The organism is Burkholderia sp. BDU5, assembly GCF_001522845.1.
GTDB lineage: Bacteria > Pseudomonadota > Gammaproteobacteria > Burkholderiales > Burkholderiaceae > Burkholderia > Burkholderia mayonis.
This window is the reverse complement of sequence record NZ_LOWC01000165.1, coordinates 1-14,040: the sequence shown is the minus strand read 5'-3', so window position 1 is coordinate 14,040 and position 14,040 is coordinate 1. Positions and strand designations below refer to the sequence as shown.

The 14,040-nt window shown below is 61.3% G+C and carries 16 protein-coding genes and 2 pseudogenes; 9 read left to right on the top strand and 9 right to left on the bottom strand.

Annotated elements, in window-relative coordinates; genetic code table 11:
* Positions 1-62: 62 nt before the first annotated feature.
* Entirely contained in the window at positions 63-614 is a 552-nt protein-coding gene (locus tag WS69_RS26945) for an FKBP-type peptidyl-prolyl cis-trans isomerase (protein ID WP_059473700.1), read from the top strand.
* On the opposite strand, the gene WS69_RS26940 is transcribed toward WS69_RS26945, so the two are convergent.
* A complete protein-coding gene (locus WS69_RS26940; RefSeq protein WP_059473770.1) occupies positions 594-1,883 on the bottom strand; it encodes a hypothetical protein in 1,290 nt (429 codons plus the stop codon). The two genes, WS69_RS26945 and WS69_RS26940, sit on opposite strands and share 21 nt — an antisense overlap.
* Entirely contained in the window at positions 1,870-4,551 is a 2,682-nt protein-coding gene (gene mutS, locus WS69_RS26935) for a DNA mismatch repair protein MutS (protein ID WP_059473699.1), read from the bottom strand. The genes WS69_RS26940 and mutS overlap by 14 nt, the downstream gene beginning before the upstream one ends.
* 159 nt (positions 4,552-4,710) lie before the next feature.
* On the opposite strand from mutS, the pseudogene WS69_RS26930 reads away from it, so the two are divergent.
* Positions 4,711-6,020, top strand: a pseudogene (locus WS69_RS26930) (tyrosine-type recombinase/integrase).
* Here WS69_RS26930 and WS69_RS32450 read toward each other — a convergent pair.
* Genes WS69_RS32450 through WS69_RS26920 form a run of 3 tightly spaced genes read right to left on the bottom strand, consistent with a single transcriptional unit; the run spans position 5,971 to position 6,928 of the window.
* Positions 5,971-6,213, bottom strand: a complete 243-nt coding sequence (locus WS69_RS32450; protein ID WP_082716535.1) for a helix-turn-helix transcriptional regulator — start codon at positions 6,211-6,213, stop codon at positions 5,971-5,973. The pseudogene WS69_RS26930 and the gene WS69_RS32450 overlap by 50 nt on opposite strands.
* 8 nt (positions 6,214-6,221) lie before the next feature.
* The gene (locus WS69_RS26925) at positions 6,222-6,695 is read right to left on the bottom strand and encodes a hypothetical protein (protein ID WP_059473698.1); all 474 of its coding nucleotides are present in this window, start codon (positions 6,693-6,695) and stop codon (positions 6,222-6,224) included.
* Between the two features lie 8 nt (positions 6,696-6,703).
* Positions 6,704-6,928 carry a hypothetical protein gene (locus WS69_RS26920; RefSeq protein ID WP_059473697.1) on the bottom strand — a complete coding sequence of 75 codons (225 nt, stop codon included), beginning with the start codon at positions 6,926-6,928 and terminating at the stop codon, positions 6,704-6,706.
* A 14-nt stretch (positions 6,929-6,942) separates the two neighbouring features.
* Here WS69_RS26920 and WS69_RS26915 point away from each other — a divergent pair.
* The 3 genes and pseudogenes from WS69_RS26915 to WS69_RS26905 all read left to right on the top strand — a co-directional run.
* A pseudogene (locus tag WS69_RS26915) lies at positions 6,943-7,248 on the top strand (glycoside hydrolase family protein); the annotation flags it as partial.
* On the top strand, positions 7,248-7,793 hold the full coding sequence (locus WS69_RS32445) for a lysis system i-spanin subunit Rz (protein WP_082716525.1): 546 nt from the start codon (positions 7,248-7,250) through the stop codon (positions 7,791-7,793). The pseudogene WS69_RS26915 and the gene WS69_RS32445, both read left to right, overlap by 1 nt.
* A gap of 143 nt (positions 7,794-7,936) precedes the next feature.
* Positions 7,937-8,725: a DNA adenine methylase gene (locus WS69_RS26905; protein ID WP_059473696.1), complete on the top strand. Its 789-nt coding sequence runs from the start codon at positions 7,937-7,939 to the stop codon at positions 8,723-8,725.
* 38 nt (positions 8,726-8,763) lie between these two features.
* On the opposite strand, the gene WS69_RS26900 is transcribed toward WS69_RS26905, so the two are convergent.
* The 3 genes from WS69_RS26900 to WS69_RS32440 all read right to left on the bottom strand — a co-directional run bounded on the left by WS69_RS26900 (position 8,764) and on the right by WS69_RS32440 (position 10,535).
* On the bottom strand, positions 8,764-9,051 hold the full coding sequence (locus tag WS69_RS26900) for a hypothetical protein (protein ID WP_059473695.1): 288 nt from the start codon (positions 9,049-9,051) through the stop codon (positions 8,764-8,766).
* Positions 9,048-9,530: a DUF2778 domain-containing protein gene (locus WS69_RS26895; RefSeq protein ID WP_059473694.1), complete on the bottom strand. Its 483-nt coding sequence runs from the start codon at positions 9,528-9,530 to the stop codon at positions 9,048-9,050. The genes WS69_RS26900 and WS69_RS26895 overlap by 4 nt, the downstream gene beginning before the upstream one ends.
* Positions 9,531-10,160: 630 nt before the next feature.
* Positions 10,161-10,535: a hypothetical protein gene (locus tag WS69_RS32440; protein WP_082716524.1), complete on the bottom strand. Its 375-nt coding sequence runs from the start codon at positions 10,533-10,535 to the stop codon at positions 10,161-10,163.
* Between the two features lie 147 nt (positions 10,536-10,682).
* Between WS69_RS32440 and WS69_RS33825 the strand changes: the two genes are divergently transcribed.
* Positions 10,683-10,997 carry a hypothetical protein gene (locus WS69_RS33825; RefSeq protein WP_156438412.1) on the top strand — a complete coding sequence of 105 codons (315 nt, stop codon included), beginning with the start codon at positions 10,683-10,685 and terminating at the stop codon, positions 10,995-10,997.
* A gap of 487 nt (positions 10,998-11,484) precedes the next feature.
* Here WS69_RS33825 and WS69_RS26890 read toward each other — a convergent pair whose 3' ends face one another.
* Complete coding sequence (locus tag WS69_RS26890) at positions 11,485-12,327, bottom strand: TIR domain-containing protein (RefSeq protein ID WP_059473693.1); 843 nt, start codon at positions 12,325-12,327, stop codon at positions 11,485-11,487.
* 428 nt (positions 12,328-12,755) lie between these two features.
* Between WS69_RS26890 and tnpA the strand changes: the two genes are divergently transcribed.
* The 3 genes from tnpA to WS69_RS26875 form a co-directional block, all read left to right on the top strand.
* Positions 12,756-13,184 carry an IS66-like element accessory protein TnpA gene (tnpA, locus tag WS69_RS26885; protein WP_231747233.1) on the top strand — a complete coding sequence of 143 codons (429 nt, stop codon included), beginning with the start codon at positions 12,756-12,758 and terminating at the stop codon, positions 13,182-13,184.
* Positions 13,185-13,216: 32 nt separating this feature from the next.
* Positions 13,217-13,525 (top strand): IS66 family insertion sequence element accessory protein TnpB, encoded by a 309-nt coding sequence (gene tnpB / locus WS69_RS26880; RefSeq protein WP_442854927.1) that lies wholly within the window; start codon positions 13,217-13,219, stop codon positions 13,523-13,525.
* Between the two features lie 30 nt (positions 13,526-13,555).
* Positions 13,556-14,040: IS66 family transposase zinc-finger binding domain-containing protein (locus WS69_RS26875; protein WP_197419319.1), on the top strand; the 485-nt coding region annotated here is incomplete at its 3' end.

Genomic DNA, 14,040 nt, shown 5'->3' with positions numbered 1-14,040 from the left:
GGACGGTTCGGGTGATGGCCGTTTGGGCATCGTATAATGACTGTTGTACTTGGGAGAATTGGATGAAAATCGCAAAAAACACTGTCGTATCGGTCGCTTACAAGCTGTCGGATGCGCAAGGCAATCTGATCGAGGAGAGCGATGAGCCGATGGTCTATCTGCACGGCGGCTATGATGGCACGTTCCCCAAGATCGAGGAACAACTCGATGGCCAGGAACCTGGCTATCAAGCGCAAATCCAGTTGGAGCCGCAGGATGCGTTCGGCGATTACGATCCTGAACTCGTGAAGATCGAGCCGCGCGACCGTTTCCCCGAGCCGCTCGAAGTCGGTATGCAGTTCGAAGGCACGCCGGAAGACGGTGACGAGGAAATCGATTCGCTGATCTACACCGTGACCGATGTCGCGGAAGACAAGGTCGTCCTCGACGGCAATCACCCGCTCGCCGGGATGGCGCTGCGTTTCTCGTTGACCGTCAAGGACGTGCGCGAAGCGACGGAAGACGAAATCGAGCATGAGCACGCGCACGGCGCGGAGGGACTCGAAATCGTCGACGAGGACGATGACGACGAAAGCGACAACGACGGCAACGGTTCAGTGCGCACTTTGCATTGAGCCGGGCGGGGCGACGCTCGGCGACTGGCTGGGTGTCGCGCCTGACGCACGGTGATCGAAATGATCGTCGTACATGCCATGCCATTCGTCATAGCCATAGCCGGGCGGCTCCACGCCGCTCGCACTCGAATCCGGTAACGTCGGCGGTGCCGGGATTTCCGGCATCTCGGGCAGCGGCGTGTCGTCATGCGGCACGACGGGCAGTGCGGGCGGTTGAGGCAGATGCTTCGGCACGGTCTGCACGCTCACGTTGAACATCGGCTGCTTCGCCGGATCGACGCCGATTCGCACCCATTGACTCAGACGCGCGCGCGGCGCGATCGCGATGCGCGTCAGATTGGCGACAAGATCCCCTTTGTCGTCGCGTAGCGGACGGTCGATCCTGAAGCCGTTCGCGAGCGGCTCGCCGCTCGGGTGCACGACGACGATCGAGCCGCGAAAGACCGCCGCGGCTTTCACCAATGCACGTTTGAATTCACGAAAGCCGTCGCGTACGCGAGGGCGGTTGAAGCGCAGCCATCCGAAGCGCTCCGAACGTTGGTGGCGTTCGAACTGCGGATCGCCTTCGAGAAAGATCACGAGTGCGCGCGCGCTGCGGCGCTTCGCGTACTCGGCCGCATGATCGATCCAGAACGCGTTCGCGATGACGCGATCTTCGAACTCGCCGTTGCGGCCGCCCGCCGTCAGATAGCGATTGTTCGGGCTCGGCGCGTTCAGGCCGATGAACACCGTGTCGTCGCGGACCCAGCGGACGTTCTCCCGATACGGATGAAAGCGCGCCACTTCGCTTTCGCGCGACAGCGGCAACGGATTCGCGCCGGGAGATGCGGGCTCGGAGAAGACGTTCTGACGCAGGAAGTCGAGCCGCTCGACAGGGTCGTACGCGCCGGCGCCGCGCGTGCCGCATGCAGCCCAGTCGAACTGGCCGGGCAGCAGCACGAGCGGGACGCGGGACGTCATGAGCAGCACGTTGCGCTGCTCGTACAGCTGATCGCGGCAGGCTTCCTTCGGTCCCTTCAGATTGCCTTCGTAGACGATGAACGACACCGAGCGGTCGCGCGCGATCGCATCGAGCAGACGCCGAGCATGCGGCTCGTCGTCTGCGGATGCGATTACGCCGGATAGTACCGCGAACGTGTACGGCTCGCCGCCAGCCCGCGACGCGGGCGCGGCCGCCGGTGCGCCGCCGGCAAGTGTGCAGGCGAGCGCGGCCGCGGCGAGACGCGCGCGAAGCGCCGCGCGTCGCGCGGTGTCGTCAGCGTTGCGCATCCGTCGCGCCTGAGCGAGCGAGCGCACGCAGCTCGTAGAGCAGCTCGAGTGCATCACGCGGCTTCAAGTCGTCCGGATCGAGCTCGAGCAGGCGCTCGAGCGCCGGGTGCGGCGTGGCCGCCGGCGGCTCGTCGTATTCGGGTTCGTCGACGGACGGTTGTGCGGCGAAGAGGTCGAGCTGCGGCGTCGCTTGTGCCGCGGACTGCTGCTCGAGGTGCGCGAGATGCTTGCGAGCGGCGCGAATCACCGGTGCCGGAACGCCCGCGAGCTGAGCGACCTGTAGCCCGTAGCTCTGGTTCGCCGGACCTTCTTCGACCGCATGCAGGAACACGATGCCATGGCCGTGCTCGACCGCCGACAGATGCACGTTTGCCGCTTGCGGAAATTCGGCCGGCAACTGCGTGAGCTCGAAGTAGTGCGTTGCGAACAACGTGTAGCAGCGGTTGTGCGACAGCAGATGGCGCGCGATCGCCCACGCGAGCGCCAGGCCGTCGAACGTCGACGTGCCGCGGCCGATTTCATCCATCAGCACGAGGCTTTGCGGCGTCGCGTCGTTCAGGATTGCCGCGGCCTCCGTCATTTCGACCATGAACGTCGAACGGCCGCCCGCGAGATCATCCGCCGCGCCGATTCGCGTGAAGATGCGGTCGATTGGACCGAAGCGAGCCGCTTTCGCCGGTACGTAGCTGCCCACGTACGCCATCAGCGCGATGAGCGCCGTCTGTCGCATGAACGTCGATTTACCGCCCATGTTCGGGCCGGTGATGAGAAGCAGCTTGCGATCCGTGTTCAGCGTGCAATCGTTCGCGATGAACTGCTCGACCTGCGCTTCGACGACAGGATGGCGGCCCTGATCGATCTCGATGCCGATCTCGTCGGTGAACTCCGGTGCGACCCAGTCGAGCGTGCGGGCCCGTTCGGCGAACGCCGAGAGCAAATCGAGTTCCGCGAGGCCGCTTGCGACGCGCTGGCAGCCTTCGATGTGCGGCAACAGCGCTTGCAGCACGCCGTCATAAAGCGCGCGTTCGCGAGCGAGCGCGCGCTCCTGTGCGGACAGCGCCTTGTCCTCGAACGTCTTCAGCTCGGGCGTGATGTAGCGCTCCGCGTTCTTGAGGGTCTGGCGACGGCGATAGTCGTCGGGCACCTTGTCGGTTTGGCCGCGTGTGACTTCGATATAGAAGCCATGCACCTTGTTGTACTCGACGCGCAGGTTCGAGATGCCCGTGCGTGCACGCTCGCGCGTTTCGAGGTCGATCAGGAACTGGCCGCAGTTCTCGGAGATGTCGCGCAGTTCGTCGAGTTCCGCGTCGTAGCCGCGGGCGATCACGCCGCCGTCGCGAACCATCGCAGCCGGCTCGGCCGCGATCGCGCGCGCAAGCAGATCGAGACAGCCGGCGGGCGGCTCGAGCGCGGCTTCGAGGCGGCCGAGCGCCGATGCGTTCGATGCGATTTCGGCGACGCGCTCGCGCAGTGCGGGAAGGGCCGCGAACGTGTCGCGCAGGCTCGACAGATCGCGTGGCCGCGCTGACAGGAGCGCGAGACGGCCGGTGATCCGCTCGACATCGGCGATCTGCCGCAGCGCTGAGCGCAGGCTGTCGAGGCTCGCGTTCGCGAGCGCGTCGAGCAGCGCGCCGATCGCCTGGTGACGTCCTTGCGCCGCGACCGACGCGCGCGGCGGATGATGCAGCCAATGGCGCAGCAGGCGGCTGCCCATCGCGGTGCAGCAGCTGTCGAGCAGCGAATAGAGCGTCGGCGATTCGGTGCCGCGCAGCGTTTCGGTGAGTTCGAGATTGCGGCGCGTCGACGGATCGAGCCCGATGTATTCGGATTCGTTTTCCACTTTGAGGCTGCGCACGTGGCGCAACTGCTGGCCTTGCGTGGCCGCCGCGTAGATCAGCAGCGCGCCTGTCGCGCCGCAAGCGCTCGTGAGCGCCTGCGCGCCGAAGCCGTCGAGGCTCGCGACTTCGAGCTGGTCGCACAGGCGCTGCGTACCCGACGCGACGTCGAAGTGCCACGCAGGCACGCGCGTGATCGCGCCCATGCCGGCGGGCACCGATTCGATCGCGCCGTCCGCTGCGAGGATCTCGGCGGGCCGGATGCGCTCGAGCGCCGCGCCGAGCTGGTCCGGCGCGATCTCGGCGAGCCGCAGTGCGCCGCTCGCGAGATTGAGCCAGGCGAGGCCGATGTTCGATGCGACGCCGCGCTTGTTGTGCCCGAGGCAAAGCGCGAGCAGGAACACGTCGCTCTTGTCGGACAGCAGCGCGGCATCCGTCAGCGTGCCAGGCGTGACGACGCGCACGACCTTGCGCTCGACGGGGCCCTTCGACGTCGCCGGATCGCCGATCTGTTCGCAGATCGCCGCGGATTCGCCGAATTTCACGAGCTTCGCGAGGTATTGCTCGATCGCGTGATGCGGCACGCCCGCCATCTTGATCGGGGTGCCAGCGGACGCGCCGCGTTGCGTGAGCGTCAGGTCGAGCAGGCGCGAGGCTTTTTCTGCATCTTCGAAGAAGAGCTCGTAGAAGTCGCCCATCCGGTAGAACACGAGCGTGTCGGGATGTTCGGCCTTGATGCGAAGGTATTGTTGCATCATCGGCGTGTGGTTGCTGAACGCCCCTTCTGTAAGCTGCTGTTTTGAATCCGTAATTTCTTGCACGTCCTTATCCATCAAGGCTTTCCGTCCATTTCGGGGTGTTCGCTGTCGAATTTCCCCGCCTATCGACATCTTGCTAAATTTCCATCGTCAGCGTAGCTTTTCGGCTCTTCCAGAATCTACGCCTACGCCGCTGATGTTATGCGCGTGGCGGAAACCTACGCTGAGGTCTGAATGCGGTTTGACGCCCGATCGGCAAAGCAACTTTTGCCCGGTGCACACCTGAAAATCGATGGCTGTCCGGGGCTCAGGCTCGAGGCGACGGCATTACCGTTACAAGTTACTCGTCGACGGGCGTATGCGACAAATCAAAATCGGCGGGGGGGCCAGCGCCTTCCATCGCGGCGGCCGCCGTTGAGCTTCCATCGCGGCGGCCGCCGTTGAGTGGGAGCGTCTGAAACAAGAGCGCAACTCAGGCAACGACCCGGCGCTCGCCAAGCGGCAAGCAAACGATTCTGTCGGCGTTATGGTACAGCAAGGGGATTCGCCGACAGTGCGCGATATCTGTATGGCCTACCTGAAGGGGCACGTCGAGCGCAATCGCCAGCCGAAGGGGCGGCCGAAGTGGCCCGGATGTTCCGGACGATGTTGGGAGATATTGCAGCGCTGCCGGCCGCCGAGCTGACGCGCGAGCGCGCGTTCAGCAAGATCGACTCGTATCGGCAAACTCCGGTGCAGGCGTCGAAGCTTCGACTCGAACTCGGGGCCGCTTGGGGCTACGCTCTGGATACTGGCCGGCTGCCCGAGTCTGCGTCGAACTGGTGGCGACAAATCATGCGCGGTCGACTACGCAGCAACGGCAGACGGATCCAGGGCAGCCGGTCGGTACCGCAAAACGGTTCCTGAGCGACGTCGAGGCGGGTGCATTGATCAACTGGTTGCCGAATTTCAGTCGCAATGTCGAGGATGCGTTGACGCTGTACCTTTGGACCGGGACGCGCGGTGCCGAGATCGGCGCAATGGAAGGGGCAGAGATTACCGACGAACAGGACGGCCTGTGGTGGACGATTCCCAAGGCCAAGACGAAGAACGCCAGGCACGAGAAAGCGACGGATCTTCGGGTGCCGTTAATCGGACGTGCGGATGCTGTTGTGCGCCGACGCCTCGAACGTTACGGCAAGGGGAAGGTGTTCCCGGCTGAACGGGGCGGGCACATGCAGCAGAAGGTGTTCGGTCAGGCCGTTCATTTCCATATGCCCTATAGCGAGACGCGGCCGGAACAAGCCCGGCCGCGTCTTCCGGTCACGCATTGGGCCCCTCACGATCTGCGTCGAACGGCTCGCACGATGTTGGCTGCGCTCGGCTGTCCGTACGAGATCGGCGAGGCCATCCTTGGGCACATGTTGCCGGGTGTCGGCGGTATCTATAACCGGCACTCGTATGACGCCGAGCGCCGGCTCTGGTTGGCGAAGCTCGATGAGAAGCTGGAGGCTGTTACCCGGTCGCATCAATTGTCGCTTTCCGCCGGCCGGTCCCGCAGTTAGGCGGCGGTAGGAACTCAGACGGCGTTCGAGCTTCTGCCCATTCTTCGACTTCCCGCGTGAGCCAACCGACGCGTCGCCCGGAAAGGGCGCGCGGCTTCGGGAACTCCTCTTGCCGGACGAGTTTGTGGATGACCGCGGGCGACAGGGAGACCGCCGCTGATACCGATGCGATGTCGAGATATATGGGCTTCATCGCGACAGTCATGCGTGGTCGCCTCCCCGCGAAAGCAGTGATTCAAGTGCGGCCACATGCTGTTCGCCGGCCGGATGACCGGCACATGCGCCAAGCGCAAACTCGATCGCCGCGTGCTGTTCTTGCGTCATCGTAGCCGGGATCGAGCGAACGGGACTCGCGTTGTCAATTTCCCGTAGCAGCGCGGATCGATATTGCTGCATCGTCTGAAACGAGATCGCGTATTCGTCGGCGGCAATGAGCCTTTTGAGCTTCGTGAGCGCTTCGGGCGAGGTGCCATCGATTAGCCTGTTGGGTCCGAGCCGCTTCAAAGTTTCCCGAAGCTCAGCAGCGCGCGCTGCTCGTGCACGTATGTCCCGCGATCCTTCAGCCAGCGTGACATAGATTTCGTCATGGTTTTGCCGGTGCGTGTCGATCGTGATGCGATAGAGCAGATCGCCTTCCTGCAACCAGTTCGGTGCGGTGTTCTGTTTGTCGTTCATGGTCGTCCTCAATTCTGATTGTGTGGTATCGCCCGGCCGAGCTGCATCAAACCCGTTTCGAGCGTGACGCCGGCGGCCGCCGCCCAAGTGCGAGCGTCCTGCGCCGCTTTGTGCCGCGCGTAGCCGCCGATGTCGTCGGCCATCAGGTCGAGCAGCACGATGTCGGCCGAGTGCGAGACGTCGCTCACAAGGGCGCGGATCTCGATGCAAAGCGCGTCGAGGCGTGCGTGCACGCCCCTGCGGGTACCGCGCGTCGCTCGAAGCGCATCTGATCACGCACGCAGAAGCGGTGCTTCGATGCACGCCGGGCTTGAAGGCGCGTCCCTATCAGCTCGCGGCCGCCGTGAGCTTTGCGGACAACATCGGCCCGACGGCCTATTGCAACAGCACGACGGCGAAGCGCTTCAGCGCGGGCGATTTGCGTGGCGCATGCCGCGCGATGAACGAGGCCAACGACGGACGTCCGCAATGGGTGACGGCGCGGGGGCGCGTGTTGCCCGGCTTGGTGAAGCGGCGCGCGGAAGAGCGCGCGATCTGCGAGCGGGGGCTGTGATGCCGAAAGCAACTCCGTACTTGTTGGCCGCGCTGCTCGGCTTGGCGGCCGGCTCGGGCGTCGACCATCTAATCAGCGCACGCCAGCTTGCCGACGAGCAGGCCGCTCGGGCGTCCGATGCGCAGCGGCACGCCGAAGCGTTGGGCGCGATCTCGCGCGCCGCGCTCGACGCCGAGCAGCGCGCGATCGCTATGCACGACGCGGCCGCTTCGGCAGTGGCCGCTGTCGACGAGAAAACCACGAAGGAGCGAAACGAACATGAAGCAGAGAATCGCAGCCTGCGGGCTGCTCTCGTCACTGGTACTGAGCGGCTGCGCGTCGCGGTTCGAAATTGCACGGCAGCCGATCCCAACGGTCTGTCCGACGCTGCCAGCGCCGCCGGCGTCGGCGATGGTGCCGCCGCCTACGCGGACCTCGACGGAGCGCTTGCGGAGCGCGTTTTTGCCGTCGCCGGGGACGATCAGCACGAGATCGACAAACTGACGGCCCTACAGGGCTATGTGTGTGCGGTTCGGCCTGAGACGCCGAGCTGCGATCAGAAGTAACGAGAAACAGGGCGACCGTCGTGCGTGCGCGAACACGCGCGACGGTCGCCTTTCCACTGTCGGTGCCAGTGAATCAGCCAAGGCCCTGCTACCTACCGGTAGGCGGGCCGGATTCTACACCAAGTTTAAAAACGGCTTTCACCATGGCAACTCCCATCATTCCTTGGATCGGCGGCAAGCGTCGTCTCGCGGATCACATCATCCCGCGCTTTCCGAAGCACGACTGCTACGTCGAGGTATTCGCGGGCGGGGCTGCGCTTTACTTCATGCGACCGCCCGCCAAGGTCGAGGTGATCAACGACATCAACGGCGAGCTGGTGAATCTGTATCGCGTTGTTCAGCATCATCTCGAAGAGTTCGTGCGCCAGTTCAAATGGGCGCTGACGAGCAGGCAGGTCTTCGAATGGCTCAAGCACACGGTCCCGGAAACGCTCACCGATATCCAACGCGCGGCGCGGTTCTACTACCTCCAGAAAAGTTGCTTTGGCGGCAAATTGGAGGGGCAAACGTTTGGAACGGCGACGACTACGCCGCCCGGCCTGAACCTGCTGCGCATCGAGGAGGAACTGTCGGCCGCGCACATTCGGCTCGCGAATGCCTACATCGAGCGGCTCGATTGGGCGGCCTGTATCGATCGATACGATCGACCACACACGCTGTACTACCTCGATCCGCCGTACTTCGAAACGGAAGGATACGGCGTCGCGTTTCCGTTCGGAGAATACGAGAAGATGGCCGAGCGGCTGCGGACCATCAAGGGGCGCGCGATCGTCAGCCTCAACGACCATCCGGAGATCCGGCGCGTGTTTGCCGGCTTCCACATCGAGAGCGTGCCGATTCAGTACACGGTAAGCGGGGGGAAGGGCGTCGATCGCCGCGAACTGATAATTTTCAGTTGGGACGATTCAGCGGAGCCGGCCGGGTTGTTTTGACGCGGTGCGTTATGGCGGGACTCCCGCCATAACGCATTTCAGGGCGCTGCCTTGCGGGCGATTGACCGCTTGATGATAACGTTCGCGAGCGTGACGAGCACGCCGACCACGATGATCGAGGCGATGAGAATCGCCGTCATCGCCAACACCTCCATATCGTCGGGATTCGCGAGCTCGGGATGTCCGGTCAGATTCAGCATTGCTCGGATGCCGTCATCGAGAAACCCCGGCATTTCGATCGGTAATCGGATCACGATGTTGGCAAGCGCCCATCCGCCCACAAGTGTAATGATCGTGTTGAGCGCACATTTGCCGAGCTTTTTCATTTCACATCCACCGTGCCGTAGGCTTTGAGGTTCGTGCCCGGTACGGCAAGGTCCGGGCCATTCTTGCGAAGGAATGCCGCAAACCTCTCGAAGCTGACTGCGTTCGCCACGGTAATGCACCCCTCACTCAATCCCATCACGCCGATCGGATGCAGGCGAAACGCGCCGCGCCTCACCTTGCCGACATAGGTGCTATCGCCTGTGTCCTTGTTCCACAACATGAACCACTTCGTGTGGTCGGATGTGCCGTAACCGAATTTGCCCCACAGGTCGTAGAGCCATCCTAGGTTTCCGCCAGATTGGCGATCGACGATGTAGTAGGTGCCCTTGGGAATCGGGCCGATTTTCTCAAGCGAGGTTGCGTTCGGATTGTCCCGTCCCGAACTGCGCCCGGAGAACGCGGGTAGGGTACCTACGCCGGGACAATGAAAAGCGGACGTCGGCTGATTGTTCAAGACGAATGTGCAGCGGATCGGCATCGCTCGGCCCTTATTGTTCTAGACGCACGTAGTGTACATGCCGGCGAAATGTTGCCGCACCCGGTGAATCTGTCAGGTGTGGATGTCAATTTTTAAGCTCAACTACGATCGATCGGCGGAGCTGTGTGAGCTCGAATGATTCGACGACGGCGCGACTGCGGCCACTGCTGGGGCGATCGTATGCGGATATCTGACCGAGGGCGGTGGTGTATGCAAATGGCCGCTCCGGGTTGGCATCGGACGGCCGAATGCGGCCAAGAAGCGACGTCCGACCGTGTAGTCGCGCTGACGTTGCAACGTCGGTTTCGACTAGATTTCAGCCGTCCAAGCCACCCGAGAAGGGGGTATTGCGGCGCGGAAGTATGCGGTTACGTGAGAAGAAGCCGATTGAACTGCACAATCAACGGCTATCGGGTCAATTGGGGTGAATCGCCCTGACTACGATCACGCGCCAATATTTCCAGAGAGGAGGCTACACCCGAACCGGCCGTTCGGCTGCGCATTCCACCCGATGTTGCCACGGATGTCGTGACTGTATCGATCAAACGCTTGCGGCAGGCTTGGTTAGTTTGCGATGTAAAAAAAGCCCGCCGAGCGATAGCGCGAGCTTTTCGCATTTAAGTGACTTGCTCAGGATGAGGCAAAAACCCGGAAAAATCCCGAGTTCCAGTATGTCCAGCTGCTAGTCTGACCATTCCAATTTCCGTGCAACGGGGCTTGGGAAAATATGGAGAGCGTGATGGTGGTTGCATTGGTCCAAATTGAAACAGGATTTCCAGAAGCGACCTTATCCCATGGCCAGATAATCGGATATGACGTTTCCTGATCAGGCGAAAAGAAAATGGCTATTTGGCTGGGGGAAGCCTTTAGATTGTGGGATAAAACCAAGTTGTGGTTTGTTTGGTTGTTCTCAGCTACCCAACCGGAGTCATACTGAAATCTCGCGTCGAAAGCTGCGGGCTTCGTGGATTTCTTCGATTCCGCATAAACCAAATCGTCTTTCATGTCAAATCCTCATTGTTAATGATGGCCAGCCATCGGAATTTGAGTCGCGACCCAAGAATATTGCTATAGAATATATTTATACGCCACCGATACTCGATGCGGGCGCCAGTAGACCATCCGAAATAAATAAAGGATCTGCTTTCGGATTTGGATAAGCTTAGGCAACTCATTGCGCCGATTCTATTGATCGACGCCGAAGCCGCCGTATCGATTCCAGATTTATCTGGTGGCGACAGCGTAGCGATCGCTCGAGAATGCAAACCGCCGGCAAGAATTATCGAGCAGATGGTGTCGCTGCAGCAGCGCAAGCTACACTTTCATGCACATGAGCGCTCCATTCCGGCTGTAAATCTACGCCATAAATTGCACCGAAGCGGTTCGAAATGGATTACTGGCACCCAGCAAAATCAGTATGGTAGTGGCATTGTATTTGGTCAAGAAATTTCATCACCACACTTATAATATAAAGAACGGAAGCAATGCTTGTGATTACGGTTTATTTTCAAATATTTCCCGTAAGTCGCCATTCCAATAGATCGTGGGTCTAAGCATGGCTTTGAACGAAGGCCACCCGCCGGACTGATACATAGCCCCTCCAGAGCTGGCCGGCCTCGACTCTCGACCCTTACGACTGCGGTTGGCCGTACTGGATCAGTTCCCCTCACTCTTGGCCAGTGGCGCCAGGCATTTCACTCGGGCATGCTGTACGCCCGAGAAGGGGTTGAAAGCGGTCGCCCAGATCTCGTCGCACCGACGGACCGATTCGGGTCGAAAGCGGCCGGTCTCAAAAGGGGCAAGCGTAGGTCTTGGCGTAGCTTTTCGATCAATGCCTTGTCAGATATGGCAAAGAGACCTCTGCATCATTGGAGTGGCGGTTGCAGGTACTGCGGCGGGGGGCGTGCTCATGTGACCGGGGAGTTGCTTTGGCTGCCCGAGTTTACCAGTGCTCCTACGGCCGCATGACCTTGTTCCAGTCGATTTCATGACCGGCTGCCTCAAGCTCATTCCCGAGCGCCCGTTTCCAGCCGTCGCTCGCGTCCATTTGAACCCACGCAACACCAAGATAGTCACTGGGAATTTCGAGCTCGCCGCGCTTGAGCGCGCACACCCTATCGCGGCCAAGTCGGCCGATGAAATAGCCGAGTTCAAGCATCACATTTTGTCGTGCACGGGGTTGGAGTTTGCCGCCCTTCACACAGCCCTCGTCGTCGGGCGTTAGTAGCACCACCGCGAAACTAGCGTCGCTATTGGCTTCAATTTTTTCAATGATTGTGCGTCCTTGGTTTGCCTGCTCGTGCAGGATGATTGCTTCAAACCCGATTTTTTCCAGAAAGCGGGCGACGGACTCGCGCGCTTCACCGTCATGTCCATGAACCACGAATACGCGCCGAGAAGGGGAGAGCATTTGGTCCTCAAGCGATGTTTTTTTGTGTGACAGCATTTCATGCTCTGAATCTACGAGGTCCTCGCGAAGCGCACGCTGCGCGTCTTGCAGAAGCGCGATAGAGCGTTCGAAATGTTCCGAGACTTCTTGTCTGAGGGAGAACTCGTTACCGAAGCTTTTGGGCTGTATCGGTCTCAGGGAAGTTGCCGGCCTATAGCGTCTGTATGCTGTCGTATTCTTGCCAAAACATCGTTCGAGCGTGTCCGCGATCGCTGCTGACAGCGGGGCCAACTCGGGCAAGGTTCCATCCTTCCTGAGAACCTGGAAGTCGAATGCTCTGAGCGTGTCGATCCGTTCCTGCAGGCGGGCTATCCCGCGTTCGATCGCGTCGGGAGAACGGGTCGTCATGTAGGCCCCGCACGTGTGATCAAGACCCTATCGTACATCGGCCATGTTCGCCCTAGCGTGTGTAGTAGGTTTCAGTTGGATGGGGTGGTCAGTTTGAGTGGTTCATTTAATTAAGATGTTGAATTAAAAGCGGATGCTGCGGCCTGTAAAGCCATATGACCCGAATTGACCTGGCTCACGCCTCCTGAGTCGCCCCGATTTGATGGGGCAGCAGGGGCAAAGGTGAAAGCCTCGCGGTTCAGGGTGTGGAATGATTCACAACAGCCTTACCAGATAACTGGACCAATCATGCACTCATATTCTGACCTCATATACCGCAGCACGACATTCAGCCTTGATGCCCTACGGGAAGTTAACAAGAACGCTGTAGATGCACTGTAAGCACCTCACGACGACCGTCGTAGACGACGGCGAGAACCGACATCAAAGTGGTGCCCATCATTTTCGATTTGATGGACATCACTGTGACAGAGCCGGAAGCCAAGCCGGGTAGCCGCAAGGGACGCCCGAATTATGATCGCGAGTTTCGACGCCGACTCGCCGCTGCGGCATGCGAGCCGGGTGCCTCGGTCGCAAAGCTGGCGCGCGAGAATGGCATCAATGCAAACATGCTGTTCACCTGGCGGCGCCGCTATCGCGAGCAATTGCAGGCCCAAACGACGTCGCTGATTCCGGTGGCGGTGGTCCATGAAACGCCGGCGCAGCGCGTGACGATGCCCTCGGATGCACGGTCCGTCGGCAACCGGACTACACGAGCCGGGACGATCGAGATCCGGATCGGCGCAGTGGTGATCAAGGTCGACGGTGCCGTTGACGCCGATACCCTACGTGTCGTACTGGGGAGCATGCGATCGTGATCTCTCTTCCCACGGGTACCCGAGTCTGGCTGGTGGCCGGCGTCACCGACATGCGCTGCGGATTCCAAGGGCTGGCGGCGAAGGTGCAGACGGTGCTCGAGGACAATGCGCTGGGCGGCAACGTGTTCATCTTCCGGGGCCGGCGCGGCGATCTCGTGAAGCTCATGTGGGCGACCGAGGACGGGCTCTGGCTTCTTGCGAAACGGCTTGAGCGTGGTCGTTTCGTCTGGCCGCAGGCCGATGGCGGCAAGGTTCATCTGACGGCGGCGCAATTGTCCATGTTGCTCGAAGGCATCGATTGGCGGCAACCGCGTCGCACCGCTGCACTGTCGATGTTGTAAACCGAGCAGAAGGCTCGTAAACTGCGCCGCATGTCGAACGGCGCCGAACTTCCTGACGATGTTGAAACGCTGCGAGCCTTGCTGCTCGAGGCTCGTGCTCAGCTTGCCGAGCGTGATCTGGAGATCGAGCAACTCAAGGCGCAGCTCGACAAGCTTAGGCGCATGCAATTCGGGCGCAAGTCCGAGCAGTTGGACCGGGAGGTGGCACGGCTCGAAACCGCGCTCGAGGATTTGACGGGCGAGCGCGGCGTCGCCGATGTGCGGCGCGCCCGCCAATCAAGCGCGAGCGCGCCCGTGAGCGACGCATCGCCGAAAGAAGCGCTGCCGCCGCATCTGCCACGCGAAGAACGCGTACTGGAGGCTGACGCAACGTGTCCGAAGTGCGGCAGCGCCATGCAGCGGCTCGGAGAAGACGTGTCCGAGCAACTCGCCCGCGTCGCGGCGATGTTCAAGGTGATTCGCACGATCCGGCGCAAGACGGTTTGTCCGTGCGGCCACCACTTCTCGCAGCCGCC

Bases quoted from the DNA above. Each gene is read 5' to 3' on its own strand.
- WS69_RS26945 (WP_059473700.1), top strand. From the start codon at position 63: ATGAAAATCGCAAAAAACACTGTCGTATCGGTCGCTTACAAGCTGTCG.
- WS69_RS26940 (WP_059473770.1), bottom strand. From the start codon at position 1,883: ATGCGCAACGCTGACGACACCGCGCGACGCGCGGCGCTTCGCGCGCGT.
- mutS (WP_059473699.1), bottom strand. From the start codon at position 4,551: ATGGATAAGGACGTGCAAGAAATTACGGATTCAAAACAGCAGCTTACA.
- WS69_RS32450 (WP_082716535.1), bottom strand. From the start codon at position 6,213: ATGAAGCCCATATATCTCGACATCGCATCGGTATCAGCGGCGGTCTCC.
- WS69_RS26925 (WP_059473698.1), bottom strand. From the start codon at position 6,695: ATGAACGACAAACAGAACACCGCACCGAACTGGTTGCAGGAAGGCGAT.
- WS69_RS32445 (WP_082716525.1), top strand. From the start codon at position 7,248: ATGCCGAAAGCAACTCCGTACTTGTTGGCCGCGCTGCTCGGCTTGGCG.
- WS69_RS26905 (WP_059473696.1), top strand. From the start codon at position 7,937: ATGGCAACTCCCATCATTCCTTGGATCGGCGGCAAGCGTCGTCTCGCG.
- WS69_RS26900 (WP_059473695.1), bottom strand. From the start codon at position 9,051: ATGAAAAAGCTCGGCAAATGTGCGCTCAACACGATCATTACACTTGTG.
- WS69_RS26895 (WP_059473694.1), bottom strand. From the start codon at position 9,530: ATGCCGATCCGCTGCACATTCGTCTTGAACAATCAGCCGACGTCCGCT.
- WS69_RS32440 (WP_082716524.1), bottom strand. From the start codon at position 10,535: ATGAAAGACGATTTGGTTTATGCGGAATCGAAGAAATCCACGAAGCCC.
- WS69_RS26890 (WP_059473693.1), bottom strand. From the start codon at position 12,327: ATGACGACCCGTTCTCCCGACGCGATCGAACGCGGGATAGCCCGCCTG.